This window comes from Paenibacillus sp. JCM 18996 (assembly GCF_055392555.1).
Genome location: NZ_AP043884.1, coordinates 695,247 through 720,088, shown reverse-complemented (window position 1 = coordinate 720,088; position 24,842 = coordinate 695,247). Strand labels below are relative to the sequence as shown.

Genomic DNA, 24,842 nt, shown 5'->3' with positions numbered 1-24,842 from the left:
TATTTGCCATGCGAACTTGCAACGTAAGCATCCGCTAAGTTTGCGCCGCATATGATTATATTTGCAAAACAACCTTCATCCTGAGCATCCCCAGAGATTGCGGCAGCCGGTGTCACTCTATATTCTGTACCTGTTCCCTTATCTTTTCCAGCTCCGCTTTCATATGTACCACGCAAGCGCCCATTCCCGCATGATTGGCTTTGGAGCCGACTGTATTCACTTCGCGGTTCATTTCCTGGATCAGAAAATCCAGCTTCCGCCCCACTGGCTCCGGCGAATTCAGCATTCGTCGAAATTGCTCGAAATGACTTTCAAGCCTTGTCAGCTCCTCGTCAACATTGGATTTGTCCGCAAAAAGGATCACTTCCATCGCCAGCCTGTCGTCGTCGACAGGAATCCCGCTCAGCAGTTCTTGCACTCTTCCCCTCAGCTTCTCCGCATATTCCGTTACAGCTTGGGCAGCCATTTGCTGCAGGGAGGAATGATTCTTCTCCAGGACTTCCATACGGCTAAGAAGCTCAGATTGCAAATGGGCGCCTTCCGCCTCCCTCATTCCGACCAGATGCCCTAATGCTTCTCCAAGACAGGCCAGCAACCCCGCCCTTGCCTCTTCCGTACGGTCATCCCCCGTTTCTCCGAATATAAGCAATTCGGGAATGGAGAGAAGGTTAGCCAGCGTAATGTCGTCAGACAGTGCATAACGTTGTTTCAGCTGTGCGGCAGCCCGCACATAGCCGTCGGCAAGGGACCAATCGATATTCACTTCCGCACCGCCCGGATTCTCACGATCCATTGTAATGAAGACGTCCACCCGTCCGCGCTTCACGGAGGCTTGAATCCTCTTCTTCAAGGAGTCCTCGAGGAAACTCCACTCGCGGGGCATCCGGAACGCGGCCTCCAGGTACCGGTGGTTGACGGAACGAAGCTCGATGTAGATCTTGTACCCTCCGGCGGTATGCTCGGCTTGTCCGAATCCGGTCATACTGCGAATCATGCATCGATCACATCCATTACCATATTGTAATTCATTTTAGCAAAGGGTACAAGTGCGAGTCCAGCCGCCTGGACTTCTCCCATACGTAGTGCGTTAGCCGCACGCTCATGTCATACAGCAGAAAGGGAGTGATCAGATAGATCCCGTTAAAATATTGCATCGCGGTATCGAGAAGCTCCTCGGAAATTTGCACGCCCATCCGTCTTCCCTCTTCGCCTTCCAGACCGGACATCCGCTGCCTGATCTCATCCGGCAATTGGATCCCGGGAATTTCGTTATGCAGGAACTCCGCGTTGCGCCCGCTGGCAAGAGGCATAATGCCGATGAAAATCGGGATGTCCAGATGCTTGGTCGCCTCATGCAGCCTCTCGATCAACCGGGGGTCGTAAACCGGCTGCGTCATGATGTAGTCGGCCCCGGATTCGATTTTGCGCTCCAGCCTTTGGACAGCCTTGTCCAGATACTTCACATTGGGATTGAAAGCCGCTCCTACCACAAAGCTGCCCTTCTTCTTCAGCGTTTTGCCGGAAAAACCGACACCGTCGTTGATCTGCTTGATCATCCGGATAATTTCAAAAGAAGTCAGGTCGTACACCGAGCTTGATCCGGGCAGGTCGCCAAAACGGGCAGGATCGCCGGTGACAGCCAGCACATGGTCGATGCCCATGGCATGTAGGCCCATCAAATGGGACTGCGTTCCGATCAAATTCCGGTCCCTGCAGTTAATATGGACCAGAGGCCTTACGCCGGTCTGCTCCTTGATCAGGTAGCCAAGCGCCATATTGCTGCTTCGGGTCACCGCGACGGCGTTATCGGCAAGCGTGATCGCGTCGACGTGCGCTTCCTTCAAAGCTTTGGAGCCTTCCATGAATTTGGCGATGTCCAAATCTCTCGGAGGGTCAAGCTCAACAATGACCGTATGCCTTTGTTTGACAAGCTTTATGATGCTGGGCGCTGCAGGCACTTCGGGTTCAAGCACTTTAACCGGTTCTTGATGAACGGCCACAGCGGAAGTGCCCTTCCTCCCCGATTCCTTGCCGGGATTTGGGACATAACCGTCCAGCGCCTTGGATATGGCCGCAATATGGTCAGGCGTCGTTCCGCAGCAGCCCCCGATAATTTTGGCCCCTGCATCCGCAAAGCTCATTGACATATCTCCGAAATACTCTGGCGTGGCCATATACTTATATCGGCCGTCCACATAATCGGGAATACCCGCGTTGGGAAAAGCGGACAAAGGAACCTCCAAGTCAAAATGGAGCTTCTCCATGGAACGCAAAATCCCGTTCGGGCCGCTTCGGCAGTTGAACCCGACGACATCCGCCCCAGCCTCCAGCACCCTGGCAAAAGCCTCCTGCAGCGGTACGCCGTCCTGGGTGTTGCCTCCCCCCTCGGTCGCAAACTGGCAGATGACAGGCACATCGCTGAGACCGCGGATGATTTGAAGGGCGAGCATCATTTCTTCCAGATCAAAAAACGTCTCCAGCAGCAAACCGTCGACTTCGCATTCAAGCAGCGTCTGGATCTGCTCCTGCATGTCCGCTTTCACCTGGGAAGTCCTGATGTTCTTCTTTCTTCCGTCCCTGACCGGCCCTACGGCTCCCACCACGTACGCGTCCGGACCGACCGCCCTGCGGGCCAGCTCGACTCCGGCCTTATTGATGGCGGCCACTTCGCCTTCCAGTCCGAACTTCGACAGCTTCTCCCTGTTGGCCGAGAACGTATTGGTCTCGATCAGCCGGGCTCCCGCTTCATAATAACGGCGGTGGACATCCATAATGACGTCCGGCCTGAGTAAATTCATTTCCTCATACGAAATTCCGACCGGAAATCCCATCCCGTATAAAAAAGTTCCCATCGCCCCGTCGCCTACAAGAACCTTCGTTTTCAAAGCCTCGCGTAAATCCGGTTTCATCTCCCGTTCCCCCTTTTACTGTCACAAGCTTCCCCTGAACACCTCTTCGGCAGGCCCTGTCATGTACACGCGATTGTCCGTCTCGTTCCACTCAATCAGCAGATCGCCGCCTTTTAAAGAGACGGTTGCCTTACGGTCGGTCAGTCCGTGCAGCACGGAAGCGACCAGGGCGGCGCAGGCTCCCGTCCCGCAAGCGAGCGTCGGGCCGGCCCCCCTCTCCCACACTCTCATATCCAAATGGCTGCGGGATCGGACCGTGGTGAATTCAACATTCGTTTTTCGCGGGAACAGCGGGTGCCGTTCCAGCATTGGACCCCAAGTATGAAGATCAAAGCTGACCGCATCATCAACAAAAATGACGCAGTGCGGATTCCCCATCGATACGGCCGTAAAAGCAAACTCGCGTCCGTCCGCCTCCACAGGATGATTCAGAACCGGCTCGGCATCTACCGTCGTAGGGACTTCCGTGCCTTTCAGCACCGGCTCCCCCATATCCACCCGGACCTTCACCGCTTTTCCTTCCTGCAAGGTCAGCTGCACAGGCTGCACTCCCGCCCCGATCGTTTCAATCTTCAGCTCCGTCTTATCGGACATCCCATGATCATATATATATTTGGCCGCACAACGAATCGCGTTCCCGCACTGCTCCGCTTCGGAGCCGTCGGCGTTAATAATGCGCATCATGAAATCCGCCCTGCCGGACGGCAGAATATAGACCAATCCGTCCGCTCCCACGCCAAAATTGCGGCTGCACAACCGCAAGGCCAGATCGGACACGCTGTGCGGGAGCTTATTTTCCTCTGCAATAACGATAAAATCATTTCCAAGCCCATGCATTTTCGTAAAATTCATATTGGATCGGCACCTTCGAAAACTTTTTTAACCTTTATCATAACGCAAAAAAGGCGGAATTCCTAGAGCAAATTTATTGAGCAATCCAAAATGGGCAAACCGCCAGGATATCATCCTGACGGCAAATTTTCGCCTGAAAACGGCGGAAGGATTATCTGAGCAGCGGCTTGGCGCTGTATTTGGTCGTTTTTTTCCTGGGCGTATGCATCAGGCTGCCGAACCCCATCAGGAACGTAGGAATAGCGGCAAAAACCAGCACGATCAGCCACTCCTTAAAGCCCAGGGCAACGGTTTTGAAAATCGGCTGCAGCTGCGGCAAGTACAGCGTCGGCAGCATCAGCAGCAGCGACGAGACTACAGCAAACACGAGATAGCGGTTCTGCAGCGGATTGCGGTGAAAAATGGAGCGGGAGCTGCGGCAGTCAAACACATGGATCAGCTGGGCCATGACCAAGGTTACAAAAGCGACCGTCTGCGCCTTCATCAGATTTGCCGCACTTTCCGAATCGGCGCTGTAGATAAACAGGAACGCCGCCAAAGTGCAGATGCCGATGAGAAGTCCGCGCGAGATGATTTTCCACCCCAACCTTCTGGCAAAAATATTCTCTTTGGCTGCCCGCGGTTTGTGCTGCATCAAATCCTTCTCTGCCTGATCCACGCCCAGAGCCATGGCGGGCAGTCCGTCCGTCACGAGGTTGACCCATAGAATCTGGATCGGCACCAGCGGCAGCGGGAGTCCCATCATCATGGCGAGGAACATCGTCATAATTTCGCCGACATTGGAAGCCAGCAGGTAGCGGATAAATTTGCGGATGTTTTCGTAGATACCCCGACCCTCTTCGATCGCCGCCACAATAGTCGCGAAGTTGTCGTCGCTCAAAATCAGCGAAGAGGCTTCCTTGGACACGTCGGTGCCGCTTATTCCCATCGCAATCCCGATATCGGCGGCTTTGATTGCCGGCGCGTCGTTCACTCCGTCGCCCGTCATGGCGACAATGTGCCCTTTACGCTGCAGCGACTTGACGATCCTGAGCTTGTGCTCCGGAGAAACGCGGGCGTACACATAAATATCGTCGACCTTCGCGTCAAGCTGGTCGTCCGTCATCGCCGCCAGCTCCTGCCCGTTCCTCGTCAAACCGCCGGACGGAATCATGCCCAGCTGCTTGGCGATCGCTTCGGCCGTGGTTTGGTGGTCGCCGGTAATCATTACCGTCTTGATACCGGCTTTGCGGCATTTCATTATCGCTTCGCGGACTTCCTTGCGGGGTGGATCAATCATCCCGGTTAAGCCGATGAAGACCAGCCCCTGCTCCGCGTCGGACTCATCCTCGCATCTTTCGATCGAACGCACGTCCCTGTAAGCAAGACCGAGCACGCGCAGCGCGTTGGCCGCCATGCCTTCGTTGGCCGCAATCACCTTTTGCTTAAGTGTCGCGGTAAAAGGAATGATTTTGTTGTCCCACAATACATAGGAGCAGTGCTGCAGCAGCACGTCCGGCGCTCCCTTGGCGCACACCATGCGGCCTCCGGGATGATCTACGATGACGGACATTCTTTTGCGTTCCGAATCGAACGGGAATTCCGCCGACCTTTTGTAATGCCCTTCAAGCGAGCTGTGGGTTACTCCCGCTTTTGCCCCCAGCACGACCAAAGCTCCTTCCGTCGGGTCCCCTTTTATATTCCAGACCGCGGCAGGCGCATCCTTGGTCTTTTTCCTCTTGGCGTCCGCGGGCTGCTCTTCATACAGCGTTGCATTGTTGCAGAGGACGGAAACCTGCAGCAGCTTTTTGAGCATAGCGTTCTCACCGGTGTCCACGGAAAGCCCGCGGGATTTGATCTCTCCGTACGGCGCATAGCCGTCTCCGCCGACTTCAAGCACTTGCCCGCCCATCCATAAATGAGTTACGGTCATTTTGTTCTGCGTGAGTGTGCCCGTCTTGTCCGAGCAGATGACCGAAGCGCAGCCAAGGGTTTCCACGGACGGCAGCTTTCTGACGATCGCTCTCCGCTTGATCATCCGCTGCACGCCCAGCGCCAAGGCAATCGTCACGATCGCCGGCAGCCCCTCCGGAATCGCAGCGACCGCCAGGGAAACGCCGGCAAGGAACATGCCGTAAGGCTGCTGTCCGTGCAGTATTCCTGCGAGGACGACCAATACAGTAAGACCAATAGCGACGGCGATCAAAATTTTGCCCAGCTGCTCGAGCCGGTGCTGCAAAGGAGTTTCCATCGTTTCCGTGCTTTGGATAAGATCGGCGATTCTGCCCATTTCCGTTTCCATACCGGTCCGCACGACAATTCCTTTGGCCGTTCCCCGGGTCATCATCGTGCCCATAAAGGCGAGGTTTTTCTGATCTCCCAGCGGGATGTCCTCATAGCTTAACGGACGGGTGAATTTGCCTACAGGCACGGATTCTCCCGTCAGCGCCGATTCTTCAATGTACACGCCGTTCGTTTCGAGGAACCGCAGATCGGCAGGGATGCGGTCTCCGCTCTCAAGCACAACGATGTCTCCTGGCACGAGAAATTTGGCTTGTACCGACTCTACCTCGCCGTCTCTCAATACTTTGGCCGAAGGCGCGGACAGCTCCTTGAGCGCCCGCAAAGATTTTTCCGCCCGAAATTCCTGCACAAAGCCCAGCAGCCCGTTCATTATTATAATGGCCAGAATCGTTATCGCATCCAAATATTCACCCAGAAGTCCTGAGATTAACGTCGCAAGCACAAGCACCAATACCATAAAATCTTTAAACTGGTTCAAAAACAGCGTGATCGGGGACACCGCGGCGCCCTCGGTCAGCTCATTGCGGCCCCGCTGCTCCAGCCGCTGTATGGCCTCTTCCTGCGCCAGCCCTCGTTCGGGATTGACCTGCTGCGTTTCCGCCGCTTCTTCCGGGGTCATTTGGTACCACTTCTTCTGTGTCATCTGATATTTCCCTCCCTACGATTTTAAAACCGCCAGGCTGCTCTAACTTCCTTCCGCCGGGTTAGCCGCAGCATCTTGTACTAGGGTAAATTTATTCAGACAAGCAGCAAAATATCCCTATAACCTGTCTCTCTCCCGAAAAATACAGCTTCCGGACGCGCAGTTCTCCCGGCATGCGTTGCGCCGCCGCAAGTCGGTGGTCAGACCCCGTTCTCTGCCGGCGAATTGACGTGTCTCTTCTCCTTATGGCATGATAAGAGCGGATTATAATGAAATGCGCGGTTATGAAAATTGCTAGGATTTTTTTTCTAAGGCAATTAATGGAATGGAGTGTCAGTTATGGCTTTAGACGGACTTGTCCTGCATGCGCTCGCACATGAGCTGCAAATGCTCGTCGGCGGACGCATCGGTAAAATACATCAGCCCACCGAGAATGACATCGTGATGGCGATCCGCGCCCAGGGAAGCAATGTGAAGCTGCTGCTTTCCGCAAACCCGACTTATCCCCGCATGCACCTCACGGAAATGAGCTTTATGAACCCTTCGGAAGCTCCGATGTTTTGCATGCTGCTGCGGAAGCACTGCGAGGGCGGCACGATCGAGAAAGTGGAACAGGACGGCTTGGAGCGGATCATTCGCCTGCAGGTCAGGCAGAGAGACGAGCTCGGAGATATCAGCTCGAAGACACTGATCATGGAGCTGATGGGACGCCACAGCAATCTGATCCTTACCGATACGGCCACCGGCACGATACTGGACGGAATCCACCACGTCACTCCGGCTATCAGCACGTATCGGATTGTTATGCCCGGAAGCGCCTATACCGCCCCCCCGGAGCAGCACAAAGCGAACCCTCTCGCTATCGACCGTCGATCTTTTGAAGATTTAACGAAAGAACTGCCGGACCCGGGAGCGGAAGATATCCCTGCCGCTGCGGCCGGCCTGAAAGCCGAGCAGTGGATCGTGCAGCGGTTCAGCGGCGTCAGTCCGCTCTCGGCCCGGGAAATCGTGCACCGCAGCGGGCATTCGGCTTACGCACTTTTAGAAGAGATCGATTCCGAAGTGCTGTGGTCTGCGTTTCATGAGGTGATGCAGTCCGTTTCCCGGCACGAGTATAAACCGGTGATAATCGAGCAGGAAGGCTCCGGCAAATCGTTCTTCTCGGTCATTGAACTGGCTCACCTGCAGGGCAGCTCCGTTTTTTTCCATTCGGTGAGCGAATGCCTGGAGGAGTATTACGGGGACAAAGCGGAGAGAGATACCGTGAAGCAGCGGGTGTCCGACCTGCTCCGCTTTCTGCAGAACGAGAAAAACAAGAACATCAAAAAGCTGGAAAAACTGCAAGAAACGCTGCAGGACGCGAAGGGAGCGGATCAATTCCGCATTCTGGGGGAGCTGCTGACCGCCTCGATTCACGCCGTCCACAAAGGCGACAAAGAGATCCAGGTCATCAACTATTATGACGAGCAGCAGGGTACGATCCGCATAACGCTGGATCCGCTGCTTACTCCGTCGGAGAATGCCCAGCGCTATTTTAAAAAGTATACCAAAATGAAGAACAGCCTGGCCGTGGTGCAGGAGCAGATGGAGAGAACGAGCGAGGAGATCGTATATCTGGATAATTTGCTGGCCCAGCTCCATCACGCTTCCCTGTCGGATATCGAAGAAATCCGCGAGGAGCTGGTCGAACAGGGATACATCCGCGACCGGAGCAAAAAAGGCAAAAAGAAAAAGAAAACCGACAAGCCGGCTTTAGCCTGTTATACCTCCAGCGAAGGCGTTCCGATCTATGTCGGCAAAAACAACTCGCAGAACGAGTATCTCACCAACCGGCTTGCCCATCCGTCCGACACCTGGCTGCATACGAAGGATATACCAGGCTCGCACGTCGTGATCCGCAGCGGAACCTTCGGCGACAGGACGCTGACGGAAGCCGCCACTCTGGCGGCCTACTACAGCCAGGCAAGGGAGTCAAGCCAGGTACCCGTGGATTATACCCTGATCCGCCATGTCCGCAAACCCGGCGGCGCGAAGCCCGGGTTTGTGATCTATGACCATCAGAAAACACTGTTCGTCACACCGGATACGGACCTGATCAAGAAACTGCCTGTTGCCGTAAAGTAACAAACCCGTTTGAAGACTGTGGAGGAAAACTTACACCGGAGTCTATTCAAATATAGTGCCAAGCTCTTACATGCCGGCAGAAAGCATAAGCTTTTCAAAAGGAGGGTGTCTCGGAAGCAGATCTGTCTGCGGATGAGATGCCTCCTTTTTCAGTTACCCCCGGCTACTGGATCGTCTCGAAAAACGGCACCCCTTCTTCACGTCCGATCGAGATGTACCTGAAACCCGCCTTGCGCATATCGTCTACCGGGTAGCAGTTCCTCCCGTCAATTACCAACGGCTGATTCAGAAGCCGTTTCACTCTGCCGAGATCCAGTTCTTTGACCGAGTCCCACTCCGTTACAATGACCATCGCATCGGCATCAGTGAGCGCCTCATAAGGATCTTCATATGGTTCCATATCAGGAAGCAGACTGACGGCGCTATGCAAGGCGGCTGGATCGTAAGCCCGGATGCGGGCGCCTTTGCGCTGCAGGATCTCAATGATGTCTAGCGATGGAGCGTCGCGTAAATCGTCGGTGTTCGGTTTAAAAGCGAGGCCCATCACCGCGATGCATTTCCCCTCCACCTCACCGCCAAGGGCCGTTATAATTTTCTCCGCAAAACGTTCCCTCTGCAGGCGGTTGACTTCGATCACCGAGCGCAAGATTTTGAAGTCGTAATCGACGTTCTGGGCGATCCTTAGCTGGGCTGCCGTATCTTTGGGAAAGCACGAACCTCCGTAGCCGATGCCCGCGCCCAGAAAGGCGCTGCCGATGCGCCGGTCCAGACCCATTCCTTTCGCTACCAGACCGATATCCGCCCCGACTCTTTCGCAAACATTCGCCATTTCATTCACAAACGATATTTTCGCCGCCAAAAAAGCGTTCGAGGCGTATTTGATCAATTCGGCGCTTTCAGGGTCGGTGTGCAGCACCTGGGACCCGAAGGGTTCATGCAGCGTTGCGATGACGGCGGCGGCCTCGCTTTCTCTGGCCCCTATCACGACACGATCCATATGAAAAGTGTCCCGCACCGCCGAGCCCTCCCTTAGAAATTCGGGATTGGACACGATGCTGAAAGGAAAAGTCACGGGCATCGCCTCCCGCATCCACTGCTCCGCCTGTTTGTTGGTGCCTACGGGCACAGTGCTCTTCATGACGATCACTTTGGGCCCGTTCATACTAATGGCGATCTGTTTGACCGCTCCTTCCACCTGGCTAAGGTCCGCATCCCCGTTTGCAAGCGCAGGGGTGCCCACGGCAATGAAAATAATGTCCGAGGCGGCCACCGCTTCTTCCAGACAAGTGGTAAAGCTTAACCTTCCCGTTTGCAAAAGCGGAGCCACCATTTCCTTCAAACCGGGCTCGTAAATCGGGATCTGCGCCTTCCTCAGCATCTCGATCTTGGCCGCATCGCGGTCCACGCAGATAACCTTATGCCCGATTTCGGCAAAACAGGTTCCCGATACAAGCCCGACATAGCCGGTGCCGACGACAGTGATCGATTGTGGCATGACAAACCTCCTCGACTGGGATTGACATAAGCTTTCTACTGATTGTTCCAGGTTTTCACAAGCGACGATAAATATTGTTTCAGCTGCGGCTGCAGATCCTTGCGCTCCAGGGCAAGCTCAATCGTCGCTTCGATGTAGCCCAGCTTGTCGCCCACATCATATCTTTTGCCCGTTATTCTGTGAGCCAGCATCGGCTTGCTTCCGTTCAAGACGCGCAGCGCATCGGTGAGCTGGATTTCACCGCCTTTTCCGGGCGGGCTGTTCTCCAGAATCCGGAAAATTTCCGGTTCAATAATATAACGCCCGATAACCGCCAGATTCGAAGGCGCCTGTTCGCGTTCCGGTTTTTCCACCAAATCAGCTATAAACATGGCTCCGTTCTGAGTCTTCGAAGGCGAGATGATCCCGTATTTGTCGACATCGTCCCAAGGCACTTCCTGTACGGCAATGACCGAAGCCTGATACTTTTCATAGAGGTCCATCATAACGGCCAGGCCGGGCGGCTCCGAGCGGATAATATCGTCTCCCAAAAGCACCGCAAACGGCTCGTTGCCGATGAATGTTCTCGCGCACAGTATCGCATGGCCCAGACCGAGCGGCTGCTTTTGCCTGATGTAGTGCACATCCGCCAGATTGGAAACCCTCTGCACAATCTTCAGCAGCTCGTCGTTTCCCTTTTCCTCCAATATGGCTTCGAGCTCGAACGACTTGTCAAAATGGTCCTCGATCGCCCGCTTATTGCGCCCCGTGACGATCATGATGTCTTCAATGCCCGATTGAATCGCTTCTTCCACAATATATTGAATCGCAGGGGTATCCACGATCGGCAGCATTTCTTTCGGCTGCGCTTTGGTAGCGGGAAGGAAGCGGGTTCCGAGCCCCGCCGCGGGGATGATCGCTTTTTTAATTTTCATGGTGTCCGCCCCTCCGTCTCATCAGACCGTCGAGCACAGCTGCATCTATAGTCCTTGCTCCGATCTGGGCGTGATAGACGATGCCTTCCCGTTCGCCGTGAAAATCGGAGCCGGCTGTGATAAGCAGCCCATTGCTCTCCGCCAGCCTGGCATATTTGGCCTCCGTCTCAGGCGAATGCTCCGAGTGGTAGGCCTCGATCCCGTCCAGCCCATAATCGATCAGCTCCGCTACCAACGCGTCGTCGTCATACAAGCCCGGATGGGCGAGCACAGCCGTACCGCCCGCTTCGTGAATCCAGTCGATCGCCTGCCTGGGATGGATTCTTTCCGGGCTCACATAAGCCGGCGCCCCTTTTCCCAAATACATCTCGAACGCTTGCTGCATGGACGAGACGACACCTTTCTTCACCAGTGCGTTCGCAATATGCGGCCGCCCGATGGTCTCATCCAGCGCTTTGACTGTGTCGAGATGTTCCCGTACCTCATCCATTGTGATGTCTATTCCCAGCTCCCGAAGACGCTCGATCAGCATTTCGTTGCGCCGGTCCCTCGTTCTGCGAAGCTCCTCCAAGCGGGACAGCAGTGTGTCGTCAGCGACGTCGATGTAATAGCCAAGCACGTGAATGTCCTGGCCTCCGGCATGAGTGCTGATTTCCACACCCGGCACTACCGTAATCCCGATTCTCTCGCCTTCCTCTACAGCCGCCGGGATACCGGCAACGGTATCATGGTCGGTGATGCCGATTGCGTTCAAACCTTTGCTTTTGGCAATCCGCACATTCTCCGTTGAAGGCTGCATTCCGTCCGAGCTGTTTGTATGCGAATGTAAATCCGCTAATGTGTTGTTCATCCTTCTCCTCCTGGCGACCTTTCCGCATCTTCATTGTAACTGTCGAATGTTTTCGGAATATGAAGCGAATGCATTATATTAAGTTACAGCCACTGGCTCAAATCTTTTTCCCGCAAAAAAGCCAGGAACGTCACAGCCGAAATCGGCAGCAAGGTGGAATTCAAATAGACCGAGTAAAAGCTCCTGGTAAAATCGACTCCCTGAATCCGCTTGGCCTTCAGCAGGCCCAAAGCCGCTTCGTGCTTGACCGAGGACTTTGACAAAATTGAGATCCCGAGGCCCGCTTCAACCGCGGATTTAATCGCCCCCGTACTGCCAAGCTCCATGACGATTTGCATCGGGCTGCCGCTGATCCCTTTTCTTTCCAGCTCTTGCTCCATAACCTGCCTTGTGCCGGAGCCCTGCTCCCTCAACACAAACGGATACTCGAGCACCTCATCCATCGTCACTTCCCTGTCTCCCGACAAAGGATGGTCCGAGGGAACGATGAGCAGCAGTTCGTCGCTTAACACCGCTTCCGTATGTACATCGGGATGATGGACGGGCGCCTCCACCAATCCGAAATTGAGCTGGTGGTTCAGGATATCCTCAATAATCTGCGAGGTGTTCATCACTTTCAGCGAAACGTTAATTTGCGGGTACAGTTTGGAGAACGGTCCAAGCAGCCGCGGCAGGATATACTCCCCGATCGTCAAGGAGGACCCAAGCTGAAGTCGCCCTTGCAGCATATGGGTGAATTTGGACATGCCCAGATCCGTTTCCTTCATCAGCTCGATACTGCGTTTGGCAAAAGGCAGCAACGCCCTTCCGGCCTCCGTCAGTTCGATTTTTTTGGTGGATCGCTGAAAGAGCTTTGTCCCGAAGTATTCTTCCAATGATTGCACCTGCATCGTCACTGCCGGCTGGGTCATATGCAGCGCTTGGGCTGCGTAGGAAAAGCTGCCTTTTTCCGCGACGGTGTAAAAGATGTGCAGTTGATGAAAATTCAATGCCATGAGGTCCCCCGCTTTCCGATTAGAAGCTTCCTACATACACTATACCAAAATTGGATGAAAGTGAGTACACCACACATCCCCTGCAATCAAACAAAAAAGCCCCTTCCTCAAAGGAGCCCGAAGTAAACCATGTTTTACATCGAGAGTATAAAAAAAACCGTTATTTACGCTTGCGGCTGTTCTTGATCAGTGTCATCCTGCGTGAATGCCTGAGCCAGGAATAATATGATTTAAGGTCCCTTAGCTCTATCGTCTCTGACATCCTGCCAAGGAAAGTAACGATAATCATCTTATGGAGAGGATTTCCGGCAATATCGACTTCGTTTTCCAGGTTCGCGAACTCCGCAACCACGACGATATCTTCATCGATCAAATACACGTCCTGCTCATTTCTGTAATAAGATTGAATCCCTTCATTCTTAAGCCGGTCCCACAAAAATAAAGCGATATCTTCGATGCTTGTCTTTTCGTTCTCGATCCGGTCTGCCCATCGGATGCGAGCATGGTTTGTGATCACAATGTCAGCAACTTTCTTGTCGCCTAACTGAACATAAAAGGGCTCATAAGTACTCCACCTGTCCATTATTCTATCCCTCACGACTTTTCTCCTCTCCGTCAAAATGGGTCTAAAAGACTAGTTAAATAAGCTGATCTTATTCTACAACAGTTTCCCGTAAATTTCCATTTAAAAATCTACTAATATTGAAATTCTATTAAGATTTATTTTGCGGTAAAAAAAGCCCGTCCCACGCCGGCTCCTCCCTAACGAGGGATATCTTTCTTTTAACATTAACATAAACGAGCCGTTTTAAAGTCCGGTTTATTGCCTCTTTTTCATTCATCGGCCGCGGAATTTTGCATTTTTCAAAAGAAAGTCTCGTTTCGTTATAACGAACTTCAGCTTTCTTTTAAGAAAAACTGCTACAACGAGTAAAACCGCGTTTTGTCTGTTATATTACTACTATATTCCGTTTTGATTTCGTTCCGGAAAGACCTTTCCACTTTATTCACGTATGGAAGGCGTTGAATATTGCGCATAACTTCCTCCGAACGGTCCGCATGCACGTACAGCACGGCGTAATGCATTTTTTTGGAGATGTAATGAAGCGAACCGTAGCGTTCCAGGTTCCTGGCGGCTTTAAGGTCACTGACCCAGATGATGAGTCCGCAGCGTTCGATAAACATGGTAAAGACCTCTTTTCTATTAAAAAATCGTATGGAGTGATGCAAATGTATACTTCCGAACTCATCGTCCGAATTACCCGTGGAGAAATAACGGAAAGCCAGCACCGCGGCCACATTGCCGTAGCCGATACCGGCGGAAGGGTTCCCTTCTTTGCCGGGAATCCCCGGATTGTTACCTTCGCGAGGTCTGCCGCCAAATTGATCCAGGCCATTCCTGTGATCGAATCCGGCGCGGCGGATCATTTCCGACTGACAGAGGAGGAAATTGCCTTAATCTGCGCTTCGCACAACGGCGAGTATGGGCACATCCGGACAGCGCTTTCCATCCTTGGCAAAGTCGGATTCGGCATTTCCGACCTGCAATGCGGGTCGCATTATCCTTTCCATCCCGGTTCCGCGAAAGCGCTGAAACAAATCCACCAGACCCCGGGTAGCCTGCACAACAACTGCTCCGGCAAGCATGCTGGGATGCTTGCGCTGTGCGCGCAGATGAATGTGCCCTCTGACGATTACTTGAGCATCGGCCATCCGGTCCAGCAGGCGATGCTGCAAACCGTCAGCGAAATGTGCGGCTTATCGCCCGATGAGATCCGGCTCGGAATCGACGGCTGCGGCGTTCCGGTGTTCGGCATGCCGATCGCGAGCCTTGCCCTTGCCTACAGCCGGTTGGCCCGCCCCGACAAGCTGCCCCCGGAGAGAGCCGAGGCTTGTCACCGCATCCTTGCAGCCATTCGGGCGAATCCCTTCCACCTGGCGGGAAGCGGCCGTTACGACACCCGCCTTATCGAAGCGACGGGCGGCCGCATTATCGGCAAAATGGGCGCGGAGGCGATCTATGCCTTGGCGGTTCCCGAACAGGGCTGGGGGATCGTCGTCAAGGTTGAGGACGGGTCGGTCAGAGCATTGTACGCCGCCGTGATGGAGACGCTTGTACAGCTTCAGCTTCTGTCGGAGAAGGAATATGCGCAGCTGGAAGAGTTTCACCGTCCTCCCGTCCGCAACTGGCAGGGCAAAGAGGTTGGCCGCACGGAGCCGGATTTCACGCTTCGCCGCGGCGAATAGCCTAGCCGCAGCCGCCCGAGCAGCCTCCTCCGGAGGAGCAGCCCCCGGAGGAGCAGCTTCCGCCCTCGGTGTTGGAGCTGTTGCTCGGCACTTTCACGCTTTGGGACACTGCGTAGGCGATCGTCGACGAAACGGAATGCAGCATTTCGTCCAGCGCCGCCTCCGCCTGCCTGAAGCGCTTCACGGATTCGACTTCATCCAAAAGGTCCTGCACTTCCTGGACCGCTTCCAGAGCCGCGTGATAGTCCGGGTGAAAATGGCCGAACCGCTCGCAATCCTCGAATGCCGCTTTCTTTTTTTGAAAAAGCGCCAGCAGCTTCTGCGCTTCCGGGTCAGAGTCTTTACGCTGCTTCCAATATAAGTAATCCGCCATTTCGACGGAGGATTTGATCATGTCGCCGACTTCGTAGGCCTGCACAAGAACAGCGGCCATGTCCAACGTGTTGGCTTCAATAACGCTCATTGTACACTAAGTCCATCCTTTTCTTCTTGATATGATTATGCAACTGACACAATCATATCATATTACTCGCCCAGTTTCCCATGGAAAATGAATTATTTTTCGATTATCGCGGGCATAACGAGCTTCATTTCCTCCCAATCCTTCGAGGAAATCGTTTCTTCCTTCCCTTCCCTGACGCCTACAATGCTCCATCCGCCGGCCTGTTCAACGATTTTGAGCGGGATGATGCGAATATCGGAGCCTTGCCGTTTTAACTGAAGATGGGTCTTTAGTCTCACCGCGGCCGCCGCGATTTCTTTTCTTGTGGATAGATGATAAGACCGGTAATCTTTCATCCAATTTGCCGGAATTTCAGTAAATCTCCGCTTCCACTCCTGCAGACTTGCCGGAGCCGATTCCATTTCGTAATACAGCGCGGGGGTCCGGCTGTAAATGATTCCTTTGGCCGCGTCCGGCCAACCGGATAGAACCTTGTTCAGCGTAACGCCTGCCATCTGCTGTAATTCATATGTTCCAGCCGTGGCGTCCGCAAGAAAAGGAAACGTCGCGGAGGATCCGGCTGAGCTTTTGTCCATTTTTTTCGGTGAAAGACCCGAGCGGTAAAGCAGCTCTTCCAACTCCTCTTTCTGCGCGGCGTTCACAATGAAATCTTTTTCCCCCAATCTTCCCAAGAGCAGCGGGGCCGCCGATTCCATTCTTTCCACGGCTTCCGCCGTTTCCCTGTCCCGGCAGCGGAGCAGAACCGCCTCCTGAAGCTGCGTTCTGCCGTACTGTTCCCCCCAGCCGCGCAGCGTGGAGACGATGTTGCCGGACAATCCGTACATGGAACGGCTCTCAAGAAAGTGCAGGACACCTTCCGCCGTTCTTCCGTTTTCACATGCGAATAAGAAGCTTTCCTTCGTGATCCGGTACAGGGAAACGCCATCCGAGCTCAGATGCTGCGACGCCGCTTCCAGCTCCCAACGGTCGGCAAACGAAACCCCGGGAGGGACCATAATTTCAAAATCCGGCTGAACGAGGAACCGTTCATTCATCTCCTCGGCCAGCAGCGCTTCCTCCTTCGTATGAAAAAGCCTTCTCAGCCATCTCCGGCCGTCGCCGGACGTCCCTGTCTGAATCCAGCCGAAACAAGCAAGGGGACGAAGAAAGCAGCTCATCCAACCTTCGGCTTCCGCCTCCGGGTCCCTACCGCTGGCGGAAACTCCATTATCGTCCAGCCAGGTTTGAACACAGCGGATTGACACCCATTCTCCCCGGGGAAGCCGTTCGAGCAGTACGGCAAGATGCTGCTGGCGTATGTCTTCGGGAAACTGCTGCTCTTTCCACAGCCCATACAGCGCCGCCTCCATCTCTTCTCCCCTTAGCTGCAGCCACTCAGCCAATCTTTCAGGTTCGACGACGAAAGCACCCTCCGATTTCTTTATCAGCTCCAACCGGAGCAGGCAGTCGAGCACCAGAGCGGTCCGGGGTTCGTAAACATCGTCATGCGCATAGGAAAAAGTCCCCGACAAATCCTCTTCCCCGAGAGAGATGATTTCCGAAAGCTTCTGGAGCTGGCGTTTGTTCGGCGTTCCCTTTTGCGTCAGCTTCAATTCGTTTTTGGCGATATACACCAAGCTGTGGAACAAATCCCAGACCCATCCTCTGCCTTGCACGGCTTCAGGTTCGATCGCCGTTTCCGCCTTTTCGATGGAACTCGTCACAAGCGGCTGAAGATGGGCAAAGGTGTCCCTCGGCATAAAGTAAAGAAGCTCTCCCCACGCTTTTCGAAAGGTAAACAGCCACCCTTTTTGCCGCAAAAGAATGAACCCCGCTTCGATTTCCGCTCCGGCCATCGATGCTCCGATTTCCCTGGACAGCCGGTTTCCGTCAAAAGGGGTCGCACCCAGCCGCTTAACGACAAGTTCGAGCGTCTTCTGTTCGAGAGCGGACAGCGCCGCAAACCGCAGCCGGACCCGATCTTCATCGGAAAAAGACCCAAGCTGCTCGTCCCCCTGCCGCGCAGGGCTCCTCAGCCAAAGATCCATCTGCTTCCTTACCGCTTCCGGCAATTTCTCTATCAACTGCCTACTGTTCATTAATACACACCCTCCCGGCCAAATAATCCTCTCCCTCTTCCACCCGGTACCGGTATCCCTGTTCTATGAGAAAAAGCTGCCTGTTCACGGCGAAGTCGTGTTCCTTAGTGTCTTTGGATACGAGAGAATAGAAATACCCTTTGTTGTCCCCCGGCTTCGGCCTCAAAATTCTTCCCAGCCGCTGGGCCTCCTCCTGTCTCGAACCGAAGCTCCCCGAGACCTGGATAGCGACCTTGGCATCCGGCAAATCCACGGCGAAATTCGCTACCTTCGAAACCACCAGCAGCTTGACGGCCCCAGACTTGAAATCGGAATAAACGGCCTCGCGCGCCTCGTGCGGCATTTCCCCGCTGATCATCGGAGCCCCGGTCGCATAAGCCAGCTTCTTCAGTTGATCGAGATACTGGCCGATAATCAGCGTCGGCTGTCCCTGATGCTTCTCCACCAGACGCAGGACAACTTCAGCCTTCAAAGGATTCTCTCCGGCGATCCGGATCTGCTGCTTGGGCTCAGAGGCGGCATACCGGTCCCTCTCGCGGTCCGGCAGCCCCACAAGAATCTCGGAACATTCCACATCTGCAATCCAACCCTGCCGCTGTAGCTCCTTCCACGGCATGTCGTACCGTTTGGGGCCTACCAGGGAGAACACATCCTCCTGGCGGCCGTCTTCCCTGACTAAAGTGGCGGTCAAACCGAGACGGCGGGTCGCCTGGATATCCGCGGTGACCCGGAACACCGGCGCCGGAAGCAGGTGCACTTCGTCGTAAATGATCAGACCCCAGTCCCTTTCGTTGAACAAATTCATATAGACGAACGCATCGTCTTTGCTTTTGCGGTATGTGAGAATCTGGTACGTGGCAATGGTCACCGGCCTTACTTCCTTGACAGAGCCGGCGTATTCGCCGACCTCTCTTTCAGTCAGCCCGGTTTTGTCCAGTATTTCCCGCTTCCATTGGCGGACGGAAGTGACATTCGTAGTAAGGATAAGCGTCGCGCACTTGGTCCGGCTCATCGCCGTAATTCCGACCACCGTCTTGCCCGCTCCGCAGGGAAGCACGAGCACTCCGCTTCCCTCCAGCTTGCGTCCCGAACGGTAGAAGCTGTCCGCCGCCTCCTGCTGGTATTCTCTCAGACGAAAAGCATGCCCTGACGCGGATTCCGTACGCAAGGAAACATCCAGAAATTCCCCTTGATGATAGCCTGCCGCATCCTCCACCGGAAAACCTAGGCGGGTAAGCTCCTGCTTCAGCGTCCCCCTGTACACCGAAGGAAACTGGAGCCTGTTGGAGTCCACCTGTCTCAGCCGGTACGGCTCCAGGGACGGATAAGAAAGCAAGTCCTTAAGCAGCTCGGGATCGCCGATCGTCAGCAGAAGTTCGTCTTCCCTGTCCTCGGCCGCTTCCATTAGAACCATCCCGTAGCGCTTGAAAGACTGCCTGATCTCGTCCAGTATAAGTTTGGGAATATCCAGTTTGGCATGATTTTGCAGAAACGTTACCGACTCTTCCTCGCTGCATCCGGCAGCCGCTGCGTTCCATATCGTCAGAGGCGATATACGGTAGGTATGGATATGCTCCGGGCTCTTGACCAGGTCGGCAAACCGGGCCAGCGTCCCGCGCACTTCCTCGAAATCGGGATGCTTCGCCTCGAGCAGCACCGTAAAGTCGCTCTGCACGACCAGCGGCCGATCCTTGTAATAATTCATGGGCCCCTCCGTTGTCCTTTAGCTACACCTGCTAGTATGCCCAGAAAAAGCAAAAACCTTGTCCTTTCGAAAAGGCCGAATAGATCAAGATCGAAGCTTGCCGCAGCGGCCCATAAAAATCGGGCGATCTGTGAAACCTAATCTTCTAGACTGCACGATGAAAAAACAATGGAAATGGGGCACGGGGATGAGGAAAACGTATGACGAAGCTGCCATCCGGGAAATCCAGGCCTATTCCGACAAAATTCTTCACTCCCCCGGGGTGACTACGAGGTCTTTTTAATCTCAAGGATTATGGAAGAATATGAGAAAACGGGAGACAACGACAGGAGCACGGCGGAAGAGCTCCAAAAACGGGAAGCCTCATAACAAGCGCCGCTTTTATCCTGATTGTCGTGGTCGGTTCCTTTATTTTTACAGACATTGAAATTACAAAAGCGCTCGGGCTCGGGCTCTTTTCCGCCGTTTTCATCGATGCCACCTGCATCCGCGTCATTGTTGTCCCCACCCTGATGAAGCTGCTCGGCCGCGCAAACTGGTGGGCTCCCCGGTGGATGGGCGGCAGGTGAACGGGAAATGGCGGGCGGGCTCCCGGCCGCTATTTTTTAGCGCCGTCCGGATCGGCCCAGAGCCCTTTCTTCTTTTCCCGCGCCTCCTTCTCAAGCTTTCGGAAGCTGCCCACGAACATGACATTAGGCGGAATGGTGGATACGTTGGCATAACCGTCCCTGACCAGGATTTCGTTGAACATCACATCCTCCGGCTCGACAAAGACATATCTCAGCAGCCGGCCGTATTTATCCTGATCCCCGGCATCCTGAAACAGGATGACCGTTCTGCCGGTCAGCTTCTTCTTTGTGAAATCGCTGGCTTCCCTTCCGTATTTTTCCACAGGGGAATTGGGCTTTACGGTTTCCGGCGTATTTACTCCGATCAACCTCACCTTGTCCCCTTCCCCGGTCTCGAACGTATCGCCGTCCACGACCCGTTTTACCTCTGCCACGGAGTATTTCTTATCCTTTAAAGAAGGGTAGGCTTTGTAAATCCTCTGCAGGGTTTCCCCATTCAAGGCTGTTTCCTTTGCACCGCCCCCACAGGCTGCCAGCAGCCCGATTGTCATTGCCAGGATCATCGCCAAACCGGCTGTTCTCTTCATAGCAGCTGTCCACTTCCTTCCGGTTGATCTGTGCAGTCGTTAATTACTTTACTGTATGCCATGCTTTTTGAAAAGAAAAAATCTCCACTGCGGCCTGCAGCGGAGATTTGCTCGCGTTAAAGATCAGTGCGTATTGCTGACATCCAGAATTTGGCCTTCGCCAGCTTTCTTCCGGAATGTAGAATTATTGATTCTCTCCTGGAGCTTCTCGTAAAACAAATCTTCATTGATAGGCAGGTCAACCCAGTTATCAGTCCATGTGGACAGATACATGGCGTTGGAAAGCGTCAGGCCTTTAAGTCCCTCTTCACCTGGCGCGAGCAGCGGAGTGCCGCCCCTGATGGCGTTCACCCAGTTTTGCGTGATTCCCGCGTGGCCTGTTGTTTTGCCCGCCACAGGGATCTCGCATGTCCAGCATTCAGGCGCACCGAAGCCCTTGCTCCATGTGCGGTTAAATTCAGGCTCGGGGGTGCGGAGCCGGTAGAATGTAAGCTTGTCGTCCTCCACAAGAAGCTTGCCGTTGTCGCCCGTAATTTCAAAACGGTTCGTCCCCGGAGCTTCCCCGGTAGTGGTCACGAACAGGCCTGTAGCGCCGTTCTCATATTCCACGTATGCCGTGACATCGTCTTCCACTTCAATATTGCGGTATTTGCCGAATTGGCAGAAGGCCCTTACTCTCCTCGGCATCATTTCGGTCGTCCACTGCCACAGATCCAGCTGGTGCGGATCCTGGTTGATCAGGACGCCGCCGCCTTCGCCGGCCCAGGTGGCGCGCCAGCCGCCGGAATCATAGTAGCTTTGGGAGCGGTACCAGTTGGTGATGATCCAGTTAGTTCTTCTTACTTCGCCAAGCTCTCCGGAAGAGATCAGGTCCTTCAATTTCTGATACAAAGGATTCGTGCGCTGGTTGTACATGATGCCGAACACTTTGCGGGAATTCGCCGCCGCTTCGTTCATCAAACGGACTTGCTTCGTGTAAACTCCGGCCGGCTTTTCAATCAATACGTGCAGGTTATGCTTGAAGCCCTCGATCGCGATCGTCGGATGGTCATAATGCGGAGTCGCCACCAAAATTCCGTCTACGGCTTCGGATGCAAGCAAAGCCTCGGCGCTTTCAAAATATTGTGTGGAATCGCCGAATTTCTCCCTCGCTTTCTGCAGTTTTCGGGGATCGGTATCGCAGACGGCGCCCAGTACAGCTCCCTCGATCTCTCCTTTGTGCAGGTAATCGGCATGGGAAAAGCCCATATTTCCGTAGCCGATGACGCCTATTCGCACTTTTTCCATTGCTTTACGCCTCCCTTGTGAATTCCGCTGCGGCCGGGCCTCTCGCCCCAACCGCTGACAGCTTTGTCTGTTGCGCTTACATTGAATGCCCGACAGGCCCGGTTACCCGTCCGTCCGGCAAAATGCATTCGGTAAGCGCTTCCCATTCTCGCATCAGCATTTATGCACACGTGTTCAATGCTCCTTTATTTTACCATAGCGTCCCATTTTCATCCAGTACTATTTTTGTAGAGGAATTTAGAAAGTTTTGTCGAATAAATCCAGGAGATGAGGTCGAAGAATAGCTATGTTCAATACACTTGACAAAAGGCAGGAATCTAATGATTGAATTTCAGAACGTGTCAAAAGTATACTCTAACGGAACGGTAGGGCTGCAAGACATCAATCTGACGATCCGTCAAGGAGAATTTGTAGTCATCGTAGGTTTATCCGGTGCGGGAAAGTCCACCCTCCTGCGGTGCGTCAACAGACTGCACGAAATCACGGACGGCCAAATTCTGATTGACGGCAAATCGATCACGAAAGCGAAAGGAAAGGCATTGCGTTTTATGCGCAGGGACATTGGGATGATCTTTCAGAGCTTTAATCTGGTCAAAAGAGTGTCCGTACTGCAGAACGTGCTTTCCGGCCGCGTCGGTTACCACTCCACTTTCCGCACCCTGCTCGGATGGTTTCCCAAAAAGGACGTGGAGCTTGCGCTGGACGCCCTGGACAGGGTCAATATCCAGGAAAAAGCCTACGTCCGCGCCGACCAGCTGTCCGGCGGCCAGCAGCAGCGGGTATCCATAGCCAGAGCCTTGGCGCAGGAAGCCAAAATTATTCTTGCCGACGAGCCGGTCGCTTCTTTGGACCCTCTGACCACGCGCCAGGTTATGGACGACCTAAAACGGATCAACCAGGAACTGAACATCACCACGATCGTAAACCTCCATTTCATCGATTTGGCCCGGGAATACGCCACCCGCATCATCGGCCTGAGGGCCGGACAGGTTGTTTTTGACGGACCTGTAAGCTCCGCAACGGATGAAGTTTTCTCCGAAATCTATGGACGGCCGATCAAAAAAGACGAGCTTTTGGGAGGCGAAGAATGAACCCATCCAGCCCTGTCAAACCCCCGGCCCGCATAAAAAGCTACGTTACCCTGCTGGTCATTGCGGCGCTCTTGTGGGGCAGCTCGGTGCAAACCGGCACTTCCTTGACCAAGCTGTTTCAGAATTTCCCCGAAATGTTCAAAATTTTGGCCGAGATGCTTCCGCCGGATTGGGGATATATCGATGTCATCTGGAGTCCGATGATGGAAACCGTCAGGATGGCGATCCTGGGTACCACCGTCGGAGCGCTGTTAGCCATCCCCGTAGCTCTCATGGCAGCGGGAAATGTGACCAGGACGGTATGGGTCCAATATCCGGCACGCTTCCTGCTTAATCTGATCCGGACGATTCCGGAGCTGCTGTTTGCCGCTTTATTCGTTACCATATTCGGAATTGGCTCCATTGCGGGTATTGTGGCATTGATTTTCTTTTCTTTCGGGATCGTCTCCAAGCTCTTTTACGAATCGATAGAAGCGATCGACCCCGGCCCGCTGGAAGCGATGACGGCTGTGGGAGCGAACAAGCTGCAGTGGATCCGCTACGCGGTGATTCCGCAAGTGACTGCCCATTTCATGAGCTACTTCCTCTACACCTTTGAAGTCAACATCCGCGCCTCCGCCGTTCTGGGCATGGTGGGAGCGGGCGGTATCGGGATTCTGCTCGACCGGACGCTGAACCAGCTGCGCTATGACCGGGTTGCGATGATTATCCTGCTCACCTTCGCCATCGTTGTGGCCGTGGATTATGCCAGCAACAAAATACGGGAGAGATTGCTATGAAAAGTGCAGCTGTGAAAAAACCTGTCGGTCAGCGCATACGCTTCTGGACCACCCTGGCGATCATCGTCCTGATCTATGTCTGGTCCGTCGGGGGGATTCATTTTACCGGCATCAAACCGACCGCGTGGGAATTCACCGTCGCCATCGTAAAAGGTTTGTTCCATCCCGACTGGAGTTTTGTCTATTTGCCCGAAGGCGAGGATTTGCTGCGCGGCTTATTGGATACACTCGCGATCGCTGTGCTCGGAACCTTCATCTCAGCCGTTTTGTGCATCCCTTTCGCATTCTGGGCCGCCCGCAATATGAGCAAGATGAGATCGGTTTCGGGCTCGGGCAAATTCGTTCTTATCTTTATCCGCACGTTCCCCGAGCTGGTGCTGGCCGTCATGTTTATTAAAGCGGTGGGGCCCGGTTCGTTCGCCGGAGTGCTTGCGCTGGGGCTTCATTCCATCGGCATGCTCGGCAAATTATTCTCGGAAGCGGTAGAAAATATGGACGAAGGCCCTTCGGAAGCGCTGATCGCCTGCGGAGCCAACCGTCTTCAAGTGCTGCGGTTCGCCGTACTTCCGCAGATTCTCCCCGACTTCCTGTCGTTTACACTGTACCGGTTCGAGCTGAGCGTGCGCGCCGCCTCCATTCTGGGCATTATCGGCGCGGGCGGCATCGGGACCCCGTTGATCTTTGCCCTGGAAGCCAGGAGTTGGGCAAGGGTGGGCATTATCCTGCTGGGCATTATTGTCACGGTCACCTTGATCGACTCCATCTCAAGCTATTTGCGCCGCAAATTGGTCTAAGGGGCATATGTTTTAATTAACGCCGTGCTCTTATCCATACAATAAACGATGTTATCGTAGTAAATATTGCAATTGAAATACCAATGAACACATATATCGGATTTGTTGAGATAAGGAACATACCAAAACCAATTAAAAGAATTGTATTAAGGATTGCGTATTTAAATCCAAACATTC

20 protein-coding genes and 1 pseudogene are annotated in these 24,842 nt (G+C 54.0%); 6 read left to right on the top strand and 15 right to left on the bottom strand.

The features are described 5' to 3' along the window. Positions 1-112 precede the first annotated feature (112 nt). The 4 genes from ACZ5N7_RS03455 to ACZ5N7_RS03440 form a co-directional block, all read right to left on the bottom strand. Positions 113-994 carry a YicC/YloC family endoribonuclease gene (locus ACZ5N7_RS03455; RefSeq protein ID WP_464657433.1) on the bottom strand — a complete coding sequence of 294 codons (882 nt, stop codon included), beginning with the start codon at positions 992-994 and terminating at the stop codon, positions 113-115. 31 nt (positions 995-1,025) lie between these two features. Next, on the bottom strand, positions 1,026-2,909 hold the full coding sequence (locus ACZ5N7_RS03450) for a bifunctional homocysteine S-methyltransferase/methylenetetrahydrofolate reductase (protein ID WP_464657431.1): 1,884 nt from the start codon (positions 2,907-2,909) through the stop codon (positions 1,026-1,028). 21 nt (positions 2,910-2,930) lie between these two features. Then, positions 2,931-3,761 (bottom strand): diaminopimelate epimerase, encoded by an 831-nt coding sequence (gene dapF / locus ACZ5N7_RS03445; protein ID WP_464657429.1) that lies wholly within the window; start codon positions 3,759-3,761, stop codon positions 2,931-2,933. 151 nt (positions 3,762-3,912) lie between these two features. Beyond that, positions 3,913-6,687, bottom strand: a complete 2,775-nt coding sequence (locus ACZ5N7_RS03440; protein WP_464657427.1) for a calcium-translocating P-type ATPase, SERCA-type — start codon at positions 6,685-6,687, stop codon at positions 3,913-3,915. A gap of 339 nt (positions 6,688-7,026) precedes the next feature. On the opposite strand from ACZ5N7_RS03440, the gene ACZ5N7_RS03435 reads away from it, so the two are divergent. Continuing rightward, on the top strand, positions 7,027-8,811 hold the full coding sequence (locus tag ACZ5N7_RS03435) for an Rqc2 family fibronectin-binding protein (RefSeq protein ID WP_464657426.1): 1,785 nt from the start codon (positions 7,027-7,029) through the stop codon (positions 8,809-8,811). A 163-nt stretch (positions 8,812-8,974) separates the two neighbouring features. On the opposite strand, the gene ACZ5N7_RS03430 is transcribed toward ACZ5N7_RS03435, so the two are convergent. From ACZ5N7_RS03430 to ACZ5N7_RS03405, 6 genes are all read right to left on the bottom strand, one after another. Next, entirely contained in the window at positions 8,975-10,306 is a 1,332-nt protein-coding gene (locus tag ACZ5N7_RS03430) for a UDP-glucose dehydrogenase family protein (RefSeq protein WP_464657424.1), read from the bottom strand. Between the two features lie 35 nt (positions 10,307-10,341). Next, positions 10,342-11,220, bottom strand: a complete 879-nt coding sequence (galU, locus tag ACZ5N7_RS03425; protein WP_464657422.1) for a UTP--glucose-1-phosphate uridylyltransferase GalU — start codon at positions 11,218-11,220, stop codon at positions 10,342-10,344. Further along, complete coding sequence (locus ACZ5N7_RS03420) at positions 11,210-12,070, bottom strand: PHP domain-containing protein (RefSeq protein ID WP_464657420.1); 861 nt, start codon at positions 12,068-12,070, stop codon at positions 11,210-11,212. Before ACZ5N7_RS03420 ends, galU begins: the two co-directional genes overlap by 11 nt. Positions 12,071-12,153: 83 nt before the next feature. Then, positions 12,154-13,065, bottom strand: a complete 912-nt coding sequence (locus ACZ5N7_RS03415; protein ID WP_464657418.1) for a selenium metabolism-associated LysR family transcriptional regulator — start codon at positions 13,063-13,065, stop codon at positions 12,154-12,156. A gap of 160 nt (positions 13,066-13,225) precedes the next feature. Further along, positions 13,226-13,663, bottom strand: a complete 438-nt coding sequence (locus ACZ5N7_RS03410; protein ID WP_464657416.1) for a hypothetical protein — start codon at positions 13,661-13,663, stop codon at positions 13,226-13,228. A 323-nt stretch (positions 13,664-13,986) separates the two neighbouring features. Further along, complete coding sequence (locus ACZ5N7_RS03405; RefSeq protein ID WP_464657414.1) at positions 13,987-14,250, bottom strand: YlbG family protein; 264 nt, start codon at positions 14,248-14,250, stop codon at positions 13,987-13,989. Between the two features lie 45 nt (positions 14,251-14,295). Here ACZ5N7_RS03405 and ACZ5N7_RS03400 point away from each other — a divergent pair, with 45 nt between their 5' ends. Next, entirely contained in the window at positions 14,296-15,312 is a 1,017-nt protein-coding gene (locus tag ACZ5N7_RS03400; RefSeq protein ID WP_464657412.1) for an asparaginase, read from the top strand. 1 nt (position 15,313) lies between these two features. Here ACZ5N7_RS03400 and ACZ5N7_RS03395 read toward each other — a convergent pair whose 3' ends face one another. The 3 genes from ACZ5N7_RS03395 to ACZ5N7_RS03385 all read right to left on the bottom strand — a co-directional run bounded on the left by ACZ5N7_RS03395 (position 15,314) and on the right by ACZ5N7_RS03385 (position 19,558). Next, entirely contained in the window at positions 15,314-15,775 is a 462-nt protein-coding gene (locus tag ACZ5N7_RS03395; protein ID WP_464657410.1) for a YlbF/YmcA family competence regulator, read from the bottom strand. A 92-nt stretch (positions 15,776-15,867) separates the two neighbouring features. Beyond that, on the bottom strand, positions 15,868-17,853 hold the full coding sequence (locus ACZ5N7_RS03390) for a helicase-associated domain-containing protein (protein WP_464657408.1): 1,986 nt from the start codon (positions 17,851-17,853) through the stop codon (positions 15,868-15,870). After that, positions 17,843-19,558 (bottom strand): DNA repair helicase XPB, encoded by a 1,716-nt coding sequence (locus ACZ5N7_RS03385; RefSeq protein WP_464657406.1) that lies wholly within the window; start codon positions 19,556-19,558, stop codon positions 17,843-17,845. Before ACZ5N7_RS03385 ends, ACZ5N7_RS03390 begins: the two co-directional genes overlap by 11 nt. Before the next feature lie 264 nt (positions 19,559-19,822). Here ACZ5N7_RS03385 and ACZ5N7_RS03380 point away from each other — a divergent pair. Then, positions 19,823-20,127: pseudogene (locus ACZ5N7_RS03380) on the top strand (MMPL family transporter); the annotation flags it as partial. Positions 20,128-20,156: 29 nt separating this feature from the next. Here ACZ5N7_RS03380 and ACZ5N7_RS03375 read toward each other — a convergent pair. Beyond that, positions 20,157-20,714, bottom strand: a complete 558-nt coding sequence (locus ACZ5N7_RS03375; protein ID WP_464657405.1) for a thermonuclease family protein — start codon at positions 20,712-20,714, stop codon at positions 20,157-20,159. A 123-nt stretch (positions 20,715-20,837) separates the two neighbouring features. Next, positions 20,838-22,001: a Gfo/Idh/MocA family protein gene (locus ACZ5N7_RS03370; protein ID WP_464657404.1), complete on the bottom strand. Its 1,164-nt coding sequence runs from the start codon at positions 21,999-22,001 to the stop codon at positions 20,838-20,840. 320 nt (positions 22,002-22,321) lie between these two features. Here ACZ5N7_RS03370 and phnC point away from each other — a divergent pair, with 320 nt between their 5' ends. Genes phnC through phnE (ACZ5N7_RS03355) form a run of 3 tightly spaced genes read left to right on the top strand, consistent with a single transcriptional unit; the run spans position 22,322 to position 24,665 of the window. Further along, positions 22,322-23,092: a phosphonate ABC transporter ATP-binding protein gene (phnC, locus tag ACZ5N7_RS03365; protein WP_464657402.1), complete on the top strand. Its 771-nt coding sequence runs from the start codon at positions 22,322-22,324 to the stop codon at positions 23,090-23,092. Next, on the top strand, positions 23,089-23,871 hold the full coding sequence (phnE, locus tag ACZ5N7_RS03360) for a phosphonate ABC transporter, permease protein PhnE (RefSeq protein ID WP_464657400.1): 783 nt from the start codon (positions 23,089-23,091) through the stop codon (positions 23,869-23,871). The genes phnC and phnE (ACZ5N7_RS03360) overlap by 4 nt, the downstream gene beginning before the upstream one ends. After that, on the top strand, positions 23,868-24,665 hold the full coding sequence (gene phnE, locus ACZ5N7_RS03355; RefSeq protein WP_464657398.1) for a phosphonate ABC transporter, permease protein PhnE: 798 nt from the start codon (positions 23,868-23,870) through the stop codon (positions 24,663-24,665). Before phnE (ACZ5N7_RS03360) ends, phnE (ACZ5N7_RS03355) begins: the two co-directional genes overlap by 4 nt. Positions 24,666-24,842: the final 177 nt, after the last annotated feature.